Source organism: Pseudomonas sp. AN-1 (assembly GCF_034057115.1).
Taxonomy (GTDB): domain Bacteria; phylum Pseudomonadota; class Gammaproteobacteria; order Pseudomonadales; family Pseudomonadaceae; genus Geopseudomonas.
Window position 1 is genome coordinate 1,716,425 of record NZ_CP139195.1, and the last position, 21,033, is coordinate 1,737,457.

A 21,033-nucleotide genomic window follows, 5' to 3' on the forward strand; every position below is an offset into this window, starting at 1 on the left:
AATATCTGCCTGCAGGTGAATCGAGGGACAAGACGCCGTCACACGGCCTGGCGCGAGCCGTTGACCTCGGCGACGCCGCGATTGGCCAACTGGTCGGCCCGCTCGTTGCCGGGATGGCCGTTGTGGCCGCGCACCCAGTGCCAGTGCACCTCATGGCGGCCGACCTGCTCGTCCAGCGCCTGCCAGAGGTCGGCGTTCTTCACTGGCTGACGCGCTGCGGTCTTCCAGCCGCGCTTCTTCCAGTTGGGCAGCCACTCCCTGATGCCCTTCATCACGTACTCGGAGTCGGTGGTCAGCTCCACCCGGCACGACCGGTTGAGCGTGGCCAGGGCGCGGATGGCCGCGGTCAGCTCCATGCGGTTGTTGGTGGTCTGCGCCTCGCCGCCCCACAGCTCGCGCTCGGCGCCCTTGTAGACCAGCAGGGCCCCCCAGCCGCCGGGGCCGGGGTTGCCCTTGCAGGCGCCATCGGTATAGATCTCGACACTGTCACTCATGGTTGTGCTTGCTGCCTGGATGACGGCCGACCTTGGCCACGGGAACCGGTCGCAGCGGGCTGACCGTGGCCCGGCGCGGCTGCGGCAGCGGCCGCAGGCCGGCGACCAGCTTGCGCGCCGTGAGCAGATAGAAGCCGCCACCGGGCAGTTGCAGGTCCTGCGCCCAGGGCTCGATGCCGAGCAGGCGCGCCTGCCAGCGCTGCGAGGAAAGCGGCGGACAATAGCATCCGAAGCGGCGTTTCTCCAGCGCGAAGCCGAGCAGGCGCAGCCAGTCGGCCAGGCGCGCCGGCGAGATGCAGCGAGCCTGCGCCAGCACGTCGCCGGCCAGAAAGTGGCGCAGGCCCCACAGGCTCCGGGGATGGATGCCGACCACCAGCAGGTGGCCGCCGGGGCGCACGCAGCGGGCCGCCTCGCGCAGCAGCTGGTGCGGCGACACGGCGAAATCCAGGGCATGCTGCAGCAGCACCACGTCGGCGGCATGCTCGAGCACCGGCCAGGCATCCTCCTCGCAGGCGATCTCCACGCCGGGCAACGGCGCCCCGAGGCGGACGCTGTGGCTGAGCTGCTGCAGCGGCGGCAGACCGGCGCCGGCGAAGCCGTAGTGCAGCAGGAAGCTGCCGAACAGCGCATCGAGCTGCTCGGCCAGCAACCGCTGCTGGCGGGACAGCAGCAGGCCGCCCAGCGGACCGGAGAACCAGGCATGGGCATCGCGCTGCAGGGCCAGCCAGGCGGTGTGGCCCGGGCGAGGGAGCTGCTCGTTCATGAATCCTCCCGTCTGGCGCCAGAGACGACTGGCGACCTAAGATGCCGGATCGACTCAGCATAACGGCTCGCCTGCCCATGATACAGATCACCGCCCTGCCCGCCTTCAGCGACAACTATATCTGGCTGTTACAGGACCCGGCCCGGCAGCGCTGCGCCGCGGTCGACCCCGGCGACAGCGCACCGGTGCTGGCCTGGCTGGCCGCCCATCCGGACTGGCTGCTCACCGACATCCTCGTCACCCACCACCATCAGGACCACACCGGCGGCGTCCTCGAGCTCAAGGCACGCACCGGCGCGCGGGTGCTCGGCCCGGCTCTCGAGGCCATTCCCTGCCGCGATGTCGCCCTCGAGGACAGCCAGAGGATCGACGTCCTCGGCCTGGAGTGGCAGGTGCTGCATGTCCCGGGGCATACCGCCGGCCATGTCGCCCTGTTCACCGAGGGCGCCGGCCAGCCCGTGCTGCTCTGCGGCGACACCCTGTTCGCCGCCGGCTGTGGCCGCCTGTTCGAGGGTACCGCCGCGCAGATGCACGCCTCGCTGCAACGTCTGGCCAGCCTGCCGGGCCCGACCCGCGTCTATTGCACCCACGAGTACACCCTGGCCAACCTGCGCTTCGCCCTGGCCGTCGAACCGGACAACCAGGCCCTGCAGCAGCGCCAGCGCGAGGCCGCCGCCCTGCGCGAGCGGGACCTGCCGACCCTGCCGTCCACCCTGAGCCTGGAGCTGGCCACCAACCCCTTCCTGCGGGCGAACGAGCCGGCCGTGCGCAAAAGCTGCGCGGAACACGCAGGCAGCGCGCCGACGACGGCGGAGACGGCGTTTGCGGCATTGCGCGTCTGGAAGGACAACTTCCGGTAACATTCGGGCGCTGGTGCAAACTTGACCACCGCAAAGGGCGGTTCCTAGAATCGCCCGACTTTTTACCCGGGAAAGTCACCAGCCGATGCCGCCACCAACGCCTCCGGGCCTCGCCGCCTACCTGCAGCCCCGCGCCATCCGCCTCCTGCTGGTCGCCCTGCTGCTGGTCATCGCCGGCTGCCAGAGCCGTGGTGGCAGCGATGCCGGCAGCGACACCGAGCGTGCCGTCCAGGTCGGCAAGTCGATCGAATGGAGCAAGGCGCTGCAGCAGCCCGAGAAGCCCCGTCACGAGGACATCTGGGAACGCATCCGCGCCGGCTACAAGCTGCAGGACCAGATCGGCACCAACCCGCGCGTCGAGCGCCAGCGCTTCGGTCTCGCCAGCCGGCCAGGCTCGATCCAGCAGATCGCCGAACGCAGCGGCCCCTACATCCACTACATCGTCGAGCGCCTCGAAGAGAACGGCATGCCGCTGGAGCTGGCGCTGCTGCCGATGATCGAGAGTTCCTACAATCCGCAGGCCTACTCGCCGGCCCACGCCGCCGGCCTCTGGCAGTTCATCCCCTCCACCGGCCGCCACTTCAACCTGCGCCAGACCAACTGGTACGACGGCCGCCGCGACATCCTCGCCTCCACCAATGCGGCGATCAGCTACCTCAAACGCCTGCACGACATGTTCAACGGCGACTGGCTGCTCGCCCTGGCGTCCTACAACGCCGGCGAGGGCACGGTCAGCCGCGCCATCGAGCGCAACCAGCGCCAGGGCCTGCCGACCGACTACTGGAACCTGCCACTGCCCAGGGAAACCCAGGACTACGTGCCCAAGCTGCTGGCCGTGTCGCAGATCATCCAGAGCCCGGCCGCCTACGGCGTCAGCCTCGCGCCGATCGCCAACGAGCCCTACTTCGAGAAGGTCGCCATCCGCCACCAGCTCGACCTGTCGAAGGTGGCCGCGATGGCCGATGTCGACAAGGACGAGCTGTACCAGCTCAATCCGGCATTCAAGCACGGCATCACCCTCGACGGCCCGCGCCACCTGCTGGTGCCGGTGGACAAGGCCGAGGGTCTCAGCGAGAGCCTCGCCCGCCTGCGGCCGGAGAGCCTGGTGCAATGGCAGCGCTACCAGGTGCGCAGCGGCGACAGCCTGCACGACATCGCCAACCGCCACCACGTCACGGTCACCACCCTGCGCGACATCAACCGCCTGTCCGCCAATCGCGTGCGCGTCGGCCAGACCCTGCTGATCCCGCAGACCGCCGACAGCCCGCCGACGGCCCCCCTGTTCGAGCGCAGCCCGCAGCCGGTCGCCGAGGCGCCGACCAAGACCGCGACGCCCCGCAGATACCGGGTGCGCCGCGGCGATAGCCTGTGGAGCATCGCCCGGCAGCACAAGGTGACCGCCACCGACCTGCAGCGCTGGAACCGGCTCAAGGGCCGCAACCTCAAGGCCGGCCAGGTCCTCACCCTGCACCTGGCCGACACCGCCGGCCAGACCTCCAGCGGCAACACGCGCCACTCGGTCACCTACTACAAGGTGCGCCGCGGCGACTCCCTCGCCGCCATCGCCGAGCGCTTCTCGGTGCACACCCGGCATCTCAAGGAGTGGAACCCCTCCCTGGGCCGCACGCTGAAACCGGGGCAGACCCTCACCCTCTACCTGCCGCGACGCTGAAAATCCGCGGCGAGGCCTCCCGGAGCCACCCTTTTTCCAGCCGATACAAGCTGTTACTGTAGCTTTCCCAACCTCCAAGATTGCCACGGACCGGACCCTCGCCCGATGAGTCGTCTCCTCGCCCTGCTGCTCGGTCTGGCCGCCTGCCTGCCCGCTGGCGCTGCCGTCATCGAACGGCACGGCTATGCCCAGTTCGGCTCCCTCAAGTACCCGGCCAACTTCAGCCATTTCGACTGGGTCAACCCGCAGGCGCCCAAGGGTGGCAGCGTACGGCTGATGGCCGCCGGCACCTTCGACACCCTCAACCCCTATACCCTCAAGGGCAGCAGCCCGGTCGGTACGGCCAACTTCCTGCAATACGGCATCAACGAGCTGAACGCGCCGCTGATGGTCGGCACCGGCATCTACGACCCCTCGGGCGACGAGCCGACCTCCAGCTACGGGCTGATCGCCGCCTCGGTCGAATACAGCAAGGACCGCAGCTGGGTGGTGTTCAACCTGCGCCCCGAGGCGCGCTTCCACGACGGCCATCCGATCACCGCCGCCGACGTGGCCTTTTCCTACCGCCTGCTGGTCCGCGACGGCCACCCGCAGTACCGTACCGCGCTGCAGGAAGTGCGCCGCGTCGACATCCTCGGCAAGCAGCGCATCCGCTTCGTATTCAAGCGCAGCGGCAATCCGCTGCTGATCCTGCGCCTGGGCGAACTGCCGGTGCTACCCGAACACTACTGGCGCGGCCGCGACTTCAAGGCCACCACCTACGAGCCGCCGCTGGGCAGCGGCCCCTACCGCATCGCCCAGGTGGTGCCGGGGCGGCGCCTGGTGTTCGAGCGGGTCAAGGACTGGTGGGGCAAGGACCTGCCGGTCAACCGCGGCAAGTACAACTTCGACCGCGTCGAGGTGGAGTTCTACCGCGACAACCACGTCGCCTTCGAGGCATTCAAGGCCGGCGAGTTCGACTTCTACATCGAGAACCAGGCGAAGAACTGGGCCAACGGCTACGACATACCGGCGATGGCACGCGGCGAGATCGTCAAGACGGAGATTCCCCACCGTATCCCGACCCAGACCCAGGCGCTGTTCATGAACAGCCGCCGAGCCCATTTCGCCGACGTGCGGGTGCGCGAGGCCATGGCCCTGCTGTTCGACTTCGAATGGAGCAACCGCACGCTGTTCAACAACGCCTACAGCCGCGCCACCAGCTACTACCCCAACAGCGAATTCGCCGCCGACGGCCTGCCCCAGGGCGAGGAGTGGCTGCTGCTGTCCCCGTACCGCAAGCAGCTGCCGGCGGAGCTGTTCACCGCGCCGCCACGGATGCCGCAGACCGATGGCCACGGCATCCCGCGCGAGACCCTGCGCCACGCCCTCGACCTGCTCGCCCGGGCCGGCTGGAAACTCTCCGCCGGCGGCCTGGTCAATGGCCGTGGCCAGCCGCTGCGTTTCGAGATCCTGCTGGTCAACCCGGGGCTGGAGCGCATCCTCCAGCCGTATCGCGACAACCTCGCGCGCATCGGCGTGCAGGCCAGCCTGCGCACCGTCGACCGCGCCCAGTACAAGCAGCGCATCGACGGCTACGACTACGACATGATCCTGATGACCCTGCCGCAGACCCTGAGCCCCGGCCTGGAGCAGTGGCAGTATTTCCATTCCAGTCAGGTCGGCGTGCGCGGTGGCCGCAACTATGCCGGAGTCAATCATCCGGTGATCGATGCCCTGCTCGACAAGCTGCTCGCCGCGCAGACGCGCAACCAGCAGGTGGCCGCCACCCGCGCCATCGACCGGGTACTGCTGTCGCAGCACTACAGCATTCCCAACTGGTACAGCGACCATCATCGCCTGGCCTGGCGCAACCGCTTCGACCATGTCACCACGCCCCCCTATACCCTGGGGCTGCGCGCCTGGTGGCTCAAGACCCCGGAGAACCGCAGATGACCGCCCTCCCGCGCTGCACCCGCCTGCTCGCTGCCGGCCTCCTGCTGCTCGGCCTCGCCGGCCACGCGGGGGCCGCCGCCCGGCATGCCGCCACCCTCTACGACGAAGCCCCCAAGTACCCGGCCGACTTCCACCACTTCGCCTACGTCAATCCGGAGGCGCCCAAGGGCGGCACCCTGCGCCAGGCCGGCTTCGGCGGCTTCGACAGCCTCAACCCGTTCATCAACAAGGGCGTGGCCGCCGACGAGATCGGCCTGGTCTACGACACCCTGACCAAGCGCAGCCTGGACGAGCCGTTCACCGAGTACGGCCTGCTCGCCGAGAGCATCGAGAAGGCGCCGGACAACCGCTGGGTGCGCTTCACCCTGCGCCGCGCGGCGCGCTTCCACGACGGCACGCCGGTGACCGCCGCCGACGTGGTGTTCACCTTCGACACCCTGATGAAGGATGGCTCGCCGCAGTACAAGGCCTACTACGCCGACGTGGCGAAGGCGGTCGCCGAGGATGGACGCACGGTACGCTTCGACTTCCGCCACGGCGGCAACCGCGAACTGCCGCTGATCGTCGGCCAGTTGCCGGTGCTGCCCAGGCACGCCTGGGAGGGCCGTGAATTCAATCGCACCAGCCTCGAGCCGCCGCTGGGCAGCGGCCCCTACAAGGTCGCCGAGGTGCAGGCCGGGCGCAGCATCCGCTACGAGCGGGTCAGGGACTGGTGGGGCAAGGACCTGCCGGTCAACCGCGGCCAGTACAACTTCGACAGCCTGGTGATCGACTACTACCGCGACAACACCGTGGCGCTGGAGGCGCTCAAGGCCGGCCAGTTCGACTTCTGGGTGGAGACCAGCGCGAAGAACTGGGCCACCGCCTACGACTCGCCGGCGATCCACGACGGCCGGCTGATCAAGGAGGAGATCGCCAACCACAACCCGGCCGGCATGCAGGGCTTCATCTTCAACCTGCGCCGCCCGCTGTTCCAGGACGTGCGCGTGCGCGAGGCCCTCGGCCTGCTGTTCGACTTCGAGTGGACCAACCGCCAGCTGTTCTACGGCGCCTACACCCGCACGCGCAGCTACTTCGAGAACTCCGAGCTGGCCTCCCGCGGCACGCCCTCGCCGGCCGAGCTGAAACTGCTAGAGCCGTGGCGCGAACGCCTGCCGGCGCAGGTGTTCGAAGCCGAGTACCAGCCGCCGCAGAGCGACGGCAGCGGGGTGATCCGCGAACAGCGCCGGCGCGCCTTCGAGCTGCTGCAACAGGCCGGCTGGCGGCTGGAGAACGACCGCATGCTCGACGCCACGGGCAAGCCGGTGACCATCGAGTTCCTCCTCGCCCAGGTCGAGTTCGAGCGCGTGCTGCTGCCGTTCAAGCGCAACCTGGCCAGCCTCGGCATCGAGCTGCAGATCCGCCGCGCCGATGTCTCCCAGTACATCAACCGCCTGCGCTCGCGCGACTTCGACCTGATCGTCGGCGGCTTCAGCCAGTCCAGTTCGCCGGGCAACGAGCAGCGCGAATACTGGCATTCCAGCAGCGCCGACAACCCCGGCAGCCGCAACCTGATCGGCCTCAAGGATCCGGCCATCGACGCCTTGGTCGAGGGCCTGATCAAGGCCGACAGCCGCCAGGCGCTGATCGACCACACCCGGGCACTGGACCGCGTGCTGCTGTGGGGCCACTACGTGATCCCCAACTGGCACATCAAGACCTGGCGGGTGGCGCGCTGGAACCGCCTCGGGCACCCTGCGGTGGCGCCGCTGTACGACATCGGCCTGTACACCTGGTGGGCCAGACCCGACGGCCAGGCACCGCTCGCCGCCAGCGGCCAGAAGGAGTAACGCCGGATGCTGGCCTATATCCTGCGCCGCCTGCTGCTGATCGTGCCGACCCTGTTCGGCATCCTGCTGATCAACTTCATCATCATCCAGGCCGCCCCCGGCGGCCCGGTGGAGCAGATGATCGCCAAGCTGGAAGGCTTCGACGCCGCCGCCGGCGGCGCCACCGGGCGCATCGCCGGCGGCGGCGCCGAGGTGGCGGCGGCCGGCAATACCTACCGCGGCGCCCAAGGCCTGGACCCCGAACTGATCGCGGAAATCGAGCGCATGTACGGCTTCGACAAGCCGGCCAGCGAGCGTTTCTGGATCATGATCCAGAACTACCTGCACTTCGACTTCGGCCAGAGCTTCTTCCGCGACGCCACGGTGATCGAGCTGATCGCCGAGAAGATGCCGGTGTCGATCTCGCTGGGGCTGTGGAGCACGCTGATCATGTACCTGGTGTCGATCCCGCTGGGGATCGCCAAGGCCATGCGCCACGGCAGCCACTTCGACGTGTGGACCAGCACGGCGATCATCGTCGGCTATGCCATCCCCGCCTTCCTGTTCGCCATCCTCCTGATCGTGCTGTTCGCCGGCGGCAGCTACTTCGACTGGTTCCCGCTGCGCGGGCTGACCTCGAACAACTTCGACGAGCTAAGCCTGTGGGGCAAGATCGCCGACTACTTCTGGCACCTGGCGCTGCCGGTGACCGCGCTGGTGATCGGCAACTTCGCCACCCTGACCCTGCTGACCAAGAACAGCTTCCTCGACGAGATCGGCAAGCAGTACGTGATCACCGCGCGCGCCAAGGGCCTCTCCGAGCGCCGCGTGCTCTACGGCCACGTGTTCCGCAACGCCATGCTGATCATCATCGCCGGTTTCCCCTCGGCGTTCATCGGCATCTTCTTCACCGGCTCCCTGCTGATCGAGGTGATCTTCTCCCTCGACGGCCTCGGTCTGCTGAGCTTCGAGTCGGCGATCAACCGCGACTATCCGGTGGTGTTCGGCACCCTGTTCATCTTCACCCTGCTGGGACTGATCGTGAAACTGATCGGCGACCTGACCTACACCCTGGTCGATCCGCGCATCGACTTCGAAAGCCGGGAGGGCTGAGCCATGGCCCTCTCGCCCATCAACCAGCGCCGCTTCGCGCTGTTCAAGGCGCACCGGCGCGGCTGGTACAGCCTGTGGCTGTTCCTCGGCCTGTTCATCCTCAGCCTCGGCGCCGAGCTGATCGCCAACGACAAGCCGCTGCTGGTCAGCTACGACGGCCAGTGGTACGCGCCGGTGCTCAAGCGCTACCCGGAAACCGCCTTCGGCGGCGAGTTCCCGCTGGAGGCCGACTACAAGAGCCCGTACATGCGCGAGCTGATCGAGTCGAAGGACGGCTGGATGCTCTGGCCGCCGATCCCCTACAGCTACGACAGCATCAACTTCGAGCTCAAGGTACCGGCGCCGGCGCCGCCCTCGGCGGACAACTGGCTGGGCACCGACGACCAGGGCCGCGACGTGCTGGCGCGGGTGATCTACGGCTTCCGCATCTCGGTGCTGTTCGCCCTGATCCTGACCCTGGCCAGTTCGGTGATCGGCGTCGCCGCCGGCGCGCTGCAGGGCTTCTACGGCGGCTGGGTCGACCTGATCGGCCAGCGCTTCCTGGAGATCTGGTCGGGCCTGCCGGTGCTCTACCTGCTGATCATCCTCGCCAGCTTCGTCGAACCGAACTTCTGGTGGCTGCTGGGCATCATGCTGCTGTTCTCCTGGATGAGCCTGGTCGACGTGGTGCGCGCCGAGTTCCTGCGCGGGCGCAACCTCGAGTACGTGCGCGCCGCCCGCGCCCTGGGCATGGGCAACGGCGCCATCATGTACCGCCACATCCTGCCCAACGCCATGGTCTCGACCATGACCTTCATGCCGTTCATCCTCACCGGCGCCATCGGCACCCTGACCGCGCTGGACTTCCTCGGCTTCGGCCTGCCGCCCGGCGCGCCGTCGCTGGGCGAGTTGGTCGCCCAGGGCAAGTCCAACCTGCAGGCGCCGTGGCTGGGCATCAGCGCCTTCGCCGTGCTGGCGCTGATGCTGACCCTGCTGGTGTTCATCGGCGAGGCCGCGCGCGATGCCTTCGACCCGAGGAAATGAGCCGATGAGCGAACCTTTGCTCGAGATCCGCGACCTGCAGGTCGCCTTCAGTCACGGCGGCGCGCCGCAGACCGTGGTGCACGGCGTCAGCTTCGAGATCCGCCGCGGCGAGACCCTGGCGCTGGTCGGCGAAAGCGGCTCCGGCAAGTCGGTGACCGCCCACTCCATCCTGCGCCTGCTGCCGCGCAGCAGCAGCCACCCGGGCGGCAGCATCCGCTACGGCGGCGAGGACCTGCTCACGCTGCCGGAGCGGCGCCTGCGCGGCATTCGCGGCAACCGCATCGCCATGGTGTTCCAGGAGCCGATGACCTCGCTCAATCCGCTGCATACGGTGGAGAAGCAGATCGCCGAGGTGCTCGCCCTGCACAAGGGGTTGACCGGCCAGGCGGCGTGCGCGCGGGTGCTGGAGCTGCTGGAACTGGTCGGCATCCCCGAACCGGCCAAGCGCCTCAAGGCCTACCCGCACGAGCTGTCCGGCGGCCAGCGCCAGCGGGTGATGATCGCCATGGCGCTGGCCAACGAGCCGGAAATCCTCATCGCCGACGAGCCGACCACCGCGCTGGACGTCACCGTGCAGCTGAAGATCCTCGAGCTGCTCAAGGAGCTGCAGGCGCGCCTGGGCATGGCCCTGCTGCTGATCACCCACGACCTCAACCTGGTACGACGCATCGCCCAGCGCGTGTGTGTCATGCAGCGCGGGCGCATCGTCGAACAGGCCGAGTGCGCGCAGCTGTTCGCCGCGCCGCAGCATCCCTACACTCGGGAGCTGCTCAGCACCGACCCCAGCGGCGGACCGGCGGACAACCCGCCCGGCAAGCCGCTGCTCGAGGTCAACGACCTGCGCGTGTGGTTCCCGATCAGGAAGGGCCTGCTGCGGCGTACCGTCGACCACGTCAAGGCGGTCGACGGGGTCAACTTCAGCCTGCCGCAGGGGCAGACTCTCGGCATCGTCGGTGAAAGCGGCTCGGGCAAGTCGACCCTCGGCCTGGCGATCCTGCGCCTGATCGGCAGCCGCGGCGCGATCCGCTTCGCCGGCCAGGCCATCGACGGCCTCGGCCAGCACGACGTGCGTCCGCTGCGTCGGCAGATGCAGGTGGTGTTCCAGGACCCGTTCGGCAGCCTGAGCCCGCGCATGTCGGTGGGCCAGATCATCGGCGAGGGTCTGGAGATCCACGGCATCGGCACGCCGGCCGAGCGCGAGCAGGCTATCATCGCCGCACTCGTCGAAGTCGGCCTGGATCCGGCCAGCCGGCACCGCTACCCTCACGAGTTTTCCGGCGGACAGCGCCAGCGCATCGCCATCGCCCGCGCGCTGGTGCTCAAGCCGCAGCTGATCCTGCTCGACGAGCCGACCTCGGCGCTCGACCGCACGGTGCAGCGCCAGGTGGTGGAGCTGCTGCGCAGCCTGCAGCACAAGTACAATCTGACCTACCTGTTCATCAGCCATGACCTGGCGGTGGTCCGGGCCCTCAGCCACCAGCTGATGGTGGTGCGGCACGGCAAGGTGGTCGAACAGGGTGAAGCCGGCGCGATCTTCCATGCGCCGCAGCACCCCTACACACAGCAGCTGCTCGAAGCCGCCTTCATGGCGCCGGGCGCTGCCGATTAACCAGCAAGAGGAAGTACACAATGGGTTTCATGACCGGCAAGCGCGTGCTGATCGTCGGCGTCGCCAGCAAGCTGTCCATCGCCTCCGGCATCGCCGCCGCGATGCACCGCGAAGGCGCTGAACTGGCCTTCACCTACCAGAACGACAAGCTCAAGGGCCGCGTCGAGGAATTCGCCGCCAGCTGGGGCTCCAGCGCCGAGATGTGCTTCCCCTGCGACGTCGCCAACGACGACGACATCGCCCGCGTATTCGAGGAGCTGGGCAAGAAGTGGGACGGCCTGGACTGCATCGTCCACTCGGTCGGCTTCGCCCCGGGCGACCAACTGAACGGCGACTTCACCGAAGTCACCACCCGCGAAGGCTTCAAGATCGCCCACGACATCAGCGCCTACAGCTTCGTCGCCCTGGCCAAGGCCGGCCGCGAGCTGATGAAGGGCCGCAACGGCAGCCTGCTGACCCTGTCCTACCTGGGCGCCGAGCGCACCATGCCCAACTACAACGTGATGGGCATGGCCAAGGCCTCGCTGGAAGCCGGCGTGCGCTACCTGGCCGGCAGCCTCGGCCCGGAAGGCACCCGCGTCAACTGCATCTCCGCAGGCCCCATCCGCACCCTGGCCGCCAGCGGCATCGCCAGCTTCCGCAAGATGCTGGCTGCCAACGAGCGCCAGACCCCGCTGCGCCGCAACGTGACCATCGAGGAGGTCGGCAACGCCGCTGCCTTCCTGTGCTCCGACCTGGCCTCGGGCATCAGCGGCGAGATCATGTATGTCGACGGTGGCTTCAACACCACCGCCATGGGTGCGCTGGAAGAGTAAGCGCTCCGTACCGGCCCGCCGCCGTGCGGGCCGGTTTCCCCGCGGTTCGGCCGTCCGGCCAGCTCCCAGCCAGCTCCCAGCCAGCTCCCAGCTCCCAGCTCCCAGCTCCCAGCTCCCAGCTCCCAGCTCCCAGCTCCCAGCTCCCAGCTCCCAGCTCCCAGCTCCCAGCTCCCAGCAGCATGCCACCGAGCGCAGCGAGCGCCTGGCACGTGCGCTTTCTCCATCCCGGAATGCACAACGCCCCCTTGCGGAGGCGTTGCGGGTATCACCTAGACGCGTGACCGATCAGAAACGCTCGATTTTCGCCTCGGTCTGCAGCTGGCGCTGGAAGGCCAGGAAGTCCTGCTGGCCACTGCGCGAGGCGAGGAAGCGGCGGTACATGGCCAGCTCCTCGGCAGACAGCTCGGCCTCGGCGGCGCTCACCCCATTGAGGCGCAGCACCAGATAGTCGCCGTTGGCCAGCGACAGACCGGCGAAGCTCGGCTTGTCGGCCGCCTGCGGGCGCGGCAGGCGGAACAGCGCCTGCAGCACCTGCGGATCGACGCCCTCCTGGCTGCGGGTGGCCGCCTCGCTCACCTGCCAGGCCTCGCCGGACTCGGCCTGCACCACCGGCGTCTTGCCGGCGCGCAGCTCGGCCAGCAGCGCTTCGCCGCGAGTCTGCGCCGCGGCGGCCGCCCGCTCGCTGCGGATCCTCTCACCCAGCTTGTCGGCCAGTTGCTCCAGCGGCTGCTGCTCGGACTTGCGGTGCTCCTTGACGCGCAGGACCACCACGGTATCCGGATCCAGCTCGAGAGCACTGCTGTTGGCGCCCTCGGTAAGCACCTCGGGGCTGAAGGCGGCCTGCACCACCTGGCGATTGGCAGCGATACCCTCGCCACCCTCGCGGCCGAACGGCGCCGCCTGCTTGACCTCGAGACCCAGCTCCTGGGCCGGCTGGGCCAGGTCGGCCGCCTCGAACGCGGCGTCCTCCAGCTGCTTGCTGGCCTCGACGAAACGCTGCTCGACCTGCTGCGCCTTGAGTTCGCGCACCAGTTGCGGACGCAGGCTGTCCAGGCTCGGCACCTCGGCGGCCTGCACGTCGTCAAGACGGATCAGGTGCCAGCCGAACTCGCTCTTCACCGGCGCCGATACCTGGCCCTTCTGGAGGGAGAACAGGGCATCCTCGAAGGCCTTGTCGTAGACCCCCTTGCCGGCAAAGCCCAGATCGCCGCCGTTGCCGGCCGAACCCGGATCCTGAGAGAACTCCTTGGCCAGGGCAGCGAAGTCCTCGCCCTTGTCGATGCGGGCCTTGAGCTCCTCGAGCTTGGCCTTGGCCTGCTCGTCGCTCATCTGGCCGCCGGCTTCCAGCAGGATGTGCGAGGCCTTGCGCTGCTCGCCGAGATTGGCGATTTCCTTCTCGTAGGCAGCCTGGACATCGGCATCGGCCACCTCGACCTGATCGAAGAAGGCGTCCTTCTTCAGCTCGACATACTCGACCTGCACCTGCTCGGGAGTCATGAACTCGCTGGCATGCTCGTCGTAGTAGGCCTTGACCTCGTCGGCGGATACCTCGACCTGCTCAGAGTGCGCCTTGATCGCCAGCGTGGCGAAGTCGCGAGTCTGCCGCTCGAGGGCGGCGAAGGCGCGCACCTCCTGGTCGGTGACGAAGCCGCTGCCGGCGAGGCCGGCGCGCAGCTGGCCGATGAGCATCTCCTCCTCCAGCAGCTGACGGAACTGCAGGCGGTCGTAGCCCATCTGGCGAATCACCTGATCGAAGCGATCGGGACTGAACTTGCCGTCCACCTGGAACTCGGGGGTGAGCAGGATCAACTGATCGAGCGCCTGCTGGGAGAAGCCGAAGCCGGCATCGCGGACCCCCTGCAGCAGCAGGGTGCGGTCGATCAGCGCCTTCAGCGCGCCCTCGCGCAGGAGCTTCTCGTCGAGCAGGGAGGCATCGAACTGCTCGCCCAGCTGCTGGGCCAGCTGCCGGCGCTGCATGTCCATCGCCCGATTCAGCTCGTTGAGGCTGACGCTCTCGCCGTTGACCTCGGCGGCATCCTGCTTGTTGCTGGTGGCGTTCATGATCGCGTCGAAGCCGGTCAGCGCCATGAGCACGATGATCACGCCGATGATGGTCTTGGCGATCCAGCCCTGCGAATTGTCCCTGATATTCTGAAGCATGCAGCCCCCCAAACGCGGCCGGCCCCCGCCCTGGCAGGCTCCGGCGTGGGTCTATGGCGGAGAAATAAAAGAAAGGCGCATCCGAGGATGCGCCTTCTCGATAGATGGCGGAGCGGACGGGACTCGAACCCGCGACCCCCGGCGTGACAGGCCGGTATTCTAACCGACTGAACTACCGCTCCGCAGCCGGACCAGCCAATGCGGTCCGGAAAAACTCAAACCCGGAAGACGCTCAGTTCACCGCATCCTTGAGGGCCTTGCCAGCCTTGAAGCCGGGGATCTTGGCCGCTTCGATCTCGATCGGCTTGCCGGTCTGCGGGTTGCGGCCGGTACGCGCGGCGCGCTCCTTGACGGCGAAGGTGCCGAAGCCTACCAGCACGACGGAGTCACCTTCCTTCAGGGCACCGGTGATGGAGTCGATCACGGCATCCAGCGCGCGACCGGCAACAGCTTTCGGGATATCAGCAGATGCGGCAATGGCATCGATCAGTTCCGACTTGTTCACTCTAAGTCCCCTTGATTCCTGTTGAGTTCGTAGTTCGTATCTTGACTGGTTGCAGCAATTATCAGGTGTGCCGTTAAGCTTGCCGACATGCGAGGAGGCGCTTTATATCAAGCGCCCGAAAAGAGTGTCAAGGAAGCCCAATGACTAGTGGGTGCTGATTCGCTCCTTGGCTTCAGCTTCACGCTTGTCATCCGCCCCTACCCGCTCGGGAGCCGCGTCAGACAAGGGCTCAGGCTTGTATTGCAGCGCAATCTGCAGGACTTCGTCAATCCATTTGACCGGCTTGATCTGCAGGTCAGCCTTGATGTTCTCCGGAATCTCCTTCAGATCGCGCACGTTCTCTTCAGGAATGATCACGGTAGTAATGCCACCGCGATGAGCCGCCAGCAGTTTCTCCTTGAGACCGCCGATGGCCAGCACCTGGCCGCGCAGGGTGATCTCCCCGGTCATGGCCACGTCGGCGCGCACCGGGATGCCGGTCACGGCGGATACCAGCGCTGTACACATGCCGATGCCGGCACTCGGACCGTCCTTGGGCGTGGCGCCTTCCGGCACGTGGATGTGGATGTCGCGCTTCTCGTGGAAGTCCGGGGCGATACCCAGGCTCTTGGCGCGGCTGCGCACCACGGTCAGCGCGGCAGTGATCGACTCGCCCATCACGTCGCCCAGCGAGCCGGTCTTGATCAACTGACCCTTGCCGGGGACCACGGCCGCCTCGATGGTCAGCAGTTCGCCGCCCACCTGGGTCCAGGCCAGACCGGTCACCTGGCCGACCTGATCCTGCAGCTCGGCCTTGCCGAAACGGAACTTCTTGACACCCAGGTAGTGCTCCAGGTCATCGGGAGTCACGGTGACGCGGACGCTCTTCTCGCGGGCATGCTCCTTGACCACCTTGCGGCAGACCTTGGCGATCTCGCGCTCCAGGTTGCGCACCCCGGCCTCGCGGGTATAGAAGCGGATGATGTCGCGCAGGGCGTCCTCCTCGACGCTCAGCTCGCTCTTCTTCAGGCCGTTGGCGGCGGCCTGCTTGGGTACCAGGTACTTGGTGGCGATGTTGATCTTCTCCGCCTCGGTGTAGCCCGGCAGGCGGATCACCTCCATGCGGTCGAGCAGCGGCGCCGGGATGTTCATCGAGTTGGCGGTGCACAGGAACATCACGTTGGAAAGGTCGTAGTCGACCTCCAGGTAATGGTCGTTGAAGTTGTGGTTCTGCTCAGGATCGAGCACCTCGAGCAGCGCCGAGGCCGGATCGCCGCGCATGTCGCTGCCCAGCTTGTCGATCTCGTCGAGCAGGAACAGCGGATTGCGCACGCCGACCTTGGTCATCTTCTGGATCAGCCGGCCCGGCATCGAGCCGATGTAGGTGCGGCGGTGGCCGCGGATCTCGGCCTCGTCACGCACGCCGCCGAGGGCCATGCGCACGTACTTGCGGTTGGTCGCGCGGGCGATCGACTCGGCCAGCGAAGTCTTGCCCACCCCCGGCGGGCCGACCAGGCAGAGCACCGGCCCCTTCAGTTTCTTCACCCGCTTCTGCACGGCGAGGAACTCGAGGATGCGCTCCTTGACCTCCTCCAGGCCGTAGTGGTCGGCATCGAGGATCTCCTCGGCGCGCTTGAGATCGAGGCGCACCTTGCTCTCGGCCTGCCACGGCACGTTGGTCAGCCACTCGATGTAGGAGCGCACCACGGTGGCCTCGGCCGACATCGGCGACATCTGCTTGAGCTTGTTCAGCTCGGCATTGGCCTTCTGCAGCGCTTCCTTGGTCATGCCGGCGTTGTCGATGCGCTTCTTCAGCTCGTCGACCTCGCTGTGGCCCTCCTCGCCCTCGCCGAGCTCCTTCTGGATCGCCTTCATCTGCTCGTTGAGGTAGTACTCGCGCTGGCTGCGCTCCATCTGCTTCTTGACCCGGCCGCGGATGCGCTTCTCCACCTGCAGCAGGTCGATCTCGGCATCCAGCAGACCGAGCACGTGCTCGATGCGGGCCGTCAGGTCGGTGAGCTCGAGGATCTCCTGCTTCTGCTCGATGCGCAGCGCCATGTGCGCGGCCATGGTGTCGACCAGACGCGCCGGATCGTCGATGCCGGTCAGCGAGCCGAGCACTTCGGCCGGCACCTTCTTGCCCAGCTGCACGTACTGCTCGAACTGGCTCAGCAGGCTGCGGCAGAACACTTCCGCCTCGCGTGCCGGCACGCTGCCCTCCTCGACCAGGCTAACCTCGGCGCGGGCATGGCTGCCGGCATCGATGAAGCGCTCGACCGCTCCGCGCTGGCCACCTTCGACCAGCACCTTGACCGTGCCGTCGGGCAACTTGAGCAGTTGCAGCACGCTGGCCAGGGTGCCCATGCGATACAGGGCTTCCGGGGCCGGATCGTCGTCCGCCGGATTCTTCTGCGCCAGCAGCAGGATCTGCTTGTCGGCGCTCATGGCCGCCTCGAGCGCCTCGATGGACTTTTCGCGACCGACGAAAAGCGGGATGACCATGTGCGGATAGACCACCACATCGCGCAACGGCAAAAGGGGCAACTCGATGATCGTGTTCATGCTTTCAACTCTTGCTAGGCCCGACTGCAGAGACTCACGGGCGTTGGACATGGCTTCAAGATGGGGGGGCAGGCGGGAAAAAACAAGCTTTGGCGGCGCACAGAAACAACAAAGGGGCCCGCAGGCCCCTCTGGAGTAGCTTACGCCTCGGGCGCAGCCTTGGCGGGTTGCTCGCTGCTCTGATAGATCAGCAACGGCTTGGAGCTGCCCTCGATGACGCTCTCGTCGATGACCACCTTGCTGACGTCCTTGGCCGAGGGAATCTCGTACATGGTGTCGAGCAGGATACCCTCGAGGATCGAACGCAGGCCACGGGCGCCGGTCTTGCGCTCCAGTGCCTTGCGCGCCACCGCATGCAGGGCGTCGCTGCGGAACTCCAGTTCGACGCCTTCCATCTCGAACAGCCGCGCGTACTGCTTGGTCAGCGCATTCTTCGGCTCGGTGAGGATCTGCATCAGCGCCGCCTCGTCGAGCTCCTCGAGGGTGGCGATCACCGGCAGGCGACCGACGAACTCGGGGATCAGGCCGAACTTGACCAGATCGTCAGGCTCCACCTCGCGCAGGGACTCGCCGACCTTCTTGCCGGCCTCCTTGCTGCGCACCTCGGCATTGAAGCCGATGCCGCCCTTGGTCGAGCGATTCTGGATGACCTTCTCAAGGCCGGCGAAGGCGCCACCGCAGATGAACAGGATGTTGCGGGTGTCGACCTGCAGGAACTCCTGCTGCGGGTGCTTGCGGCCGCCCTGCGGCGGCACCGAGGCCACGGTGCCCTCGATCAGCTTGAGCAGCGCCTGCTGCACGCCCTCGCCCGACACGTCGCGGGTGATCGACGGGTTGTCCGACTTGCGCGAGATCTTGTCGATCTCGTCGATGTAGACGATGCCCATCTGGGCCTTCTCCACATCGTAGTCGCACTTCTGCAGCAGCTTCTGGATGATGTTTTCCACGTCCTCGCCGACGTAGCCAGCCTCGGTCAGGGTGGTGGCGTCGGCGATGGTGAAGGGCACGTTGAGCAGCCGGGCCAGGGTCTCGGCGAGCAGGGTCTTGCCCGAGCCGGTGGGACCGATCAGCAGGATGTTGCTCTTGCCCAGCTCGACGTCGTCCTTCTTCTCGCGCTGGCTGAGACGCTTGTAGTGGTTGTACACCGCAACCGCCAGCACCTTCTTGGCGCGCTCCTGACCGATCACGTACTGGTCGAGGATGGTGCTGATTTCCTTGGGCGCCGGCAACTTGTTGGCGTTGCTCTCGGCCTGGGCTTCCTGCACCTCCTCGCGGATGATGTCGTTGCACAGGTCGACGCACTCGTCGCAGATGAAGACCGAGGGACCGGCAATGAGCTTGCGTACTTCGTGCTGGCTCTTGCCGCAGAAGGAACAGTAAAGCAGTTTGCCGGTGTCCTCGCCGTTGCGGGTGTCAGTCATTCGATCAATCCAATCCGGTAGGCATGAACACAAGATGAAGACAATCGCGGGCTTTTTCAAGCCCGCGACATGGCCGGTAACACCCCGGCCGGAGACAGGTGGCGGGAATCAGACGGGCAGCTGGCGCTTGCTCAGCACCTGGTCGATCAGGCGGTAGTTGACCGCTTCCTCGCCGCTCATGAAGTTGTCGCGATCGGTATCGCGGGCGATCACGTCGATCGGCTGGCCGGTATGCGCCGCCAGGATGCGGTTGAGACGCTCGCGGATGGTGAGAATCTCGCGGGCATGGATCTCGATGTCCGAGGCCTGGCCCTGGAAGCCGCCCAGCGGCTGGTGGATCATCATCCGCGAATGCGGCAGGCAGTAGCGCTTGCCGGCGGCACCGCCGGCCAGCAGCAGTGCGCCCATGCTGCAGGCCTGACCGATGCAGATGGTCGACACGTCCGGCTTGATGAACTGCATGGTGTCGTAGATCGACATGCCGGCGGTCACCGAGCCGCCCGGCGAGTTGATGTACAGGTGGATGTCCTTGTCCGGGTTCTCCGCCTCGAGGAACAGCAGTTGGGCCACCACCAGGTTGGCCATGTAGTCCTCGACCGGACCGACCAGGAAGATCACTCGCTCCTTCAGGAGGCGCGAGTAGATGTCGTAGGCGCGCTCGCCACGGGCCGACTGCTCGATCACCATGGGCACCAGGCCGCCAGCGGCCTGCACGTCGAGCTGCGTATCAAATGAATTGCGGAACATTCCCGGTCACTCCCTATCAGATATGTCCATAGACACATAAGCCAGCGCGAGGCTGGCTTATGTAGGACTCTAACAATTGCAGAGGTCTTTATTCGGCCTTCGGAGCTTCCGCCGGCTTGACCGCTTCCTCGTAGGAGACCTGCTTGTCAGTGACATTGGCCTTTTGCAGGACAGTATCCACGACTTGTTCTTCCAGAACAACCGAGCGGACCTCGTCCAGCTGCTGGGCGTTCTTGTAGTACCAGGCCACCACCTGCTCCGGCTCCTGATAGGCGGACGCCATTTCCTCGATCAGCTCACGGACACGAGCCTCGTCCGGCTTGATCTCGAACTGCTTGACCACCTCGGCGACGATCAGCCCCAGAGCGACACGACGCTTGGCCTGCTCCTCGAAGAGCTCTGCCGGCAGCTGCTGCGGATCGATGCTGCCACCGAACTGCTGGACGGCCTGCACACGCAGACGGTTCACTTCGTTGCCGATCAGCGCCTTCGGCACCTCGACCGGATTGGCTGCCAGCAGCCCCTCCATCACCTGGTTCTTGACCTTGGACTTGATGGCCTGACGCAGTTCGCGCTCCATGTTCTTGCGCACTTCGGCACGGAAGCCGTCGACGCCACCTTCCTTGACGCCGAACAGGGCGAAGAACTCCTCGTTCAGCTCAGGCAGCTTCGGCTCGGCGACCGCGTTGACGGTCACGGAGAACTCGGCGGCCTTGCCGGCCAGGTCGAGGTTCTGGTAGTCCTCGGGGAAGATCACGTTCAGCACGCGCTCTTCACCGGCCTTGGCGCCGACCAGGCCATCCTCGAAGCCCGGGATCATGCGACCGGAGCCCAGCACCAGCAGGGTGCCCTTGGCGCTGCCGCCGGCGAACACTTCGCCGTCGACCTTGCCGACGAAATCGATGTTCAGCTGGTCGCCATTCTGCGCTTCGCGCTCGACCGCCTCGAAGCGGGTGTTCTGCTTGCGCAGGATCTCGAGCATGTTGTCGACATCGGCATCACCCACTTCCGCCTGCAGACGCTCGACGGCGATGGATTCGAAGCCGGCGGCCTGGAACTCGGGGAACACTTCGAAGGTGGCGACGTACTCCAGCGCCTGGCCTTTTTCGAAGACCTTGGGCTCGACGGACGGCGCACCTGCCGGATTCAGCTTCTCCTGCACCACGGCCTCATAGAAGGTGGCCTGGATCAGGTCGCCCAGCGCTTCCTGGCGGGCGGAGTCCTCGTAGCGCTGGCGGATGATGCTCATCGGCACCTTGCCGGGACGGAAGCCAGGAATCTTGGCGCGACGGGCGGTCTGCTGCAGACGCTTGTTGACTTCGGTCTCGATGCGCTCGGCAGGCACACCAACGGTCATGCGACGCTCGAGAGCGGAGGTGGCTTCAACAGAAACTTGCATGGATAATCCTCGTTGCACAGACAAAGCCGGCCCTACCGGCCCCATAAATAGGGCATGCATTCTATTAGGTGATTTCGCAGAAGTCACCCGGTGGCCGACAGAAAAGGCACAGGGCAAAAGCGTCAGGTGGAGGAATGCCGACCGCGCGGCAGAAGGACTGCCAGCCAC

At 66.7% G+C, this 21,033-nt stretch carries 16 protein-coding genes and 1 tRNA gene; 8 read left to right on the top strand and 9 right to left on the bottom strand.

Going from position 1 to position 21,033, the window contains the following annotated elements:
• Positions 1-38 precede the first annotated feature (38 nt).
• Together rnhA and SK095_RS07885 are read right to left on the bottom strand one after the other, a co-directional pair.
• Positions 39-494: a ribonuclease HI gene (rnhA, locus tag SK095_RS07880; RefSeq protein WP_201486383.1), complete on the bottom strand. Its 456-nt coding sequence runs from the start codon at positions 492-494 to the stop codon at positions 39-41.
• Positions 487-1,257 (bottom strand): class I SAM-dependent methyltransferase, encoded by a 771-nt coding sequence (locus SK095_RS07885; protein WP_136488929.1) that lies wholly within the window; start codon positions 1,255-1,257, stop codon positions 487-489. Before SK095_RS07885 ends, rnhA begins: the two co-directional genes overlap by 8 nt.
• A 77-nt stretch (positions 1,258-1,334) precedes the next feature.
• Between SK095_RS07885 and gloB the strand changes: the two genes are divergently transcribed.
• From gloB to fabI, 8 genes are all read left to right on the top strand, one after another.
• A complete protein-coding gene (gene gloB, locus SK095_RS07890; protein ID WP_320548499.1) occupies positions 1,335-2,117 on the top strand; it encodes a hydroxyacylglutathione hydrolase in 783 nt (260 codons plus the stop codon).
• A gap of 85 nt (positions 2,118-2,202) precedes the next feature.
• Entirely contained in the window at positions 2,203-3,789 is a 1,587-nt protein-coding gene (locus tag SK095_RS07895) for a LysM peptidoglycan-binding domain-containing protein (RefSeq protein ID WP_320548500.1), read from the top strand.
• A 105-nt stretch (positions 3,790-3,894) separates the two neighbouring features.
• The gene (locus SK095_RS07900) at positions 3,895-5,724 is read left to right on the top strand and encodes an extracellular solute-binding protein (protein ID WP_320548501.1); all 1,830 of its coding nucleotides are present in this window, start codon (positions 3,895-3,897) and stop codon (positions 5,722-5,724) included.
• Positions 5,721-7,553, top strand: coding sequence for an extracellular solute-binding protein (locus SK095_RS07905; protein WP_320548502.1), 1,833 nt, complete (start codon positions 5,721-5,723; stop codon positions 7,551-7,553). The genes SK095_RS07900 and SK095_RS07905 overlap by 4 nt, the downstream gene beginning before the upstream one ends.
• Positions 7,554-7,559: 6 nt before the next feature.
• Positions 7,560-8,645, top strand: a complete 1,086-nt coding sequence (locus SK095_RS07910; protein WP_136488934.1) for a microcin C ABC transporter permease YejB — start codon at positions 7,560-7,562, stop codon at positions 8,643-8,645.
• Positions 8,646-8,648: 3 nt separating this feature from the next.
• Positions 8,649-9,668, top strand: a complete 1,020-nt coding sequence (locus tag SK095_RS07915; protein ID WP_201486379.1) for an ABC transporter permease — start codon at positions 8,649-8,651, stop codon at positions 9,666-9,668.
• Between the two features lie 4 nt (positions 9,669-9,672).
• Entirely contained in the window at positions 9,673-11,277 is a 1,605-nt protein-coding gene (locus tag SK095_RS07920; protein WP_320548503.1) for an ABC transporter ATP-binding protein, read from the top strand.
• A gap of 20 nt (positions 11,278-11,297) precedes the next feature.
• Positions 11,298-12,092 carry an enoyl-ACP reductase FabI gene (gene fabI, locus SK095_RS07925; protein ID WP_320548504.1) on the top strand — a complete coding sequence of 265 codons (795 nt, stop codon included), beginning with the start codon at positions 11,298-11,300 and terminating at the stop codon, positions 12,090-12,092.
• Positions 12,093-12,377: 285 nt separating this feature from the next.
• On the opposite strand, the gene SK095_RS07930 is transcribed toward fabI, so the two are convergent.
• From SK095_RS07930 to tig, 7 genes are all read right to left on the bottom strand, one after another.
• Positions 12,378-14,252: a SurA N-terminal domain-containing protein gene (locus SK095_RS07930; RefSeq protein WP_320548505.1), complete on the bottom strand. Its 1,875-nt coding sequence runs from the start codon at positions 14,250-14,252 to the stop codon at positions 12,378-12,380.
• A 105-nt stretch (positions 14,253-14,357) separates the two neighbouring features.
• Positions 14,358-14,434: transfer RNA gene (locus SK095_RS07935), tRNA-Asp, on the bottom strand.
• Positions 14,435-14,484: 50 nt separating this feature from the next.
• Positions 14,485-14,757 carry a nucleoid-associated protein HU-beta gene (gene hupB, locus SK095_RS07940; protein ID WP_090215941.1) on the bottom strand — a complete coding sequence of 91 codons (273 nt, stop codon included), beginning with the start codon at positions 14,755-14,757 and terminating at the stop codon, positions 14,485-14,487.
• A 144-nt stretch (positions 14,758-14,901) separates the two neighbouring features.
• Positions 14,902-17,298, bottom strand: coding sequence for an endopeptidase La (gene lon, locus SK095_RS07945; RefSeq protein ID WP_136488939.1), 2,397 nt, complete (start codon positions 17,296-17,298; stop codon positions 14,902-14,904).
• Between the two features lie 140 nt (positions 17,299-17,438).
• On the bottom strand, positions 17,439-18,719 hold the full coding sequence (gene clpX / locus SK095_RS07950; RefSeq protein WP_136488940.1) for an ATP-dependent Clp protease ATP-binding subunit ClpX: 1,281 nt from the start codon (positions 18,717-18,719) through the stop codon (positions 17,439-17,441).
• 108 nt (positions 18,720-18,827) lie between these two features.
• A complete protein-coding gene (gene clpP / locus SK095_RS07955) occupies positions 18,828-19,466 on the bottom strand; it encodes an ATP-dependent Clp endopeptidase proteolytic subunit ClpP (RefSeq protein WP_136488941.1) in 639 nt (212 codons plus the stop codon).
• Positions 19,467-19,554: 88 nt separating this feature from the next.
• Complete coding sequence (gene tig, locus SK095_RS07960) at positions 19,555-20,865, bottom strand: trigger factor (RefSeq protein WP_320548506.1); 1,311 nt, start codon at positions 20,863-20,865, stop codon at positions 19,555-19,557.
• Between the last annotated feature and the right edge of the window lie 168 nt (positions 20,866-21,033).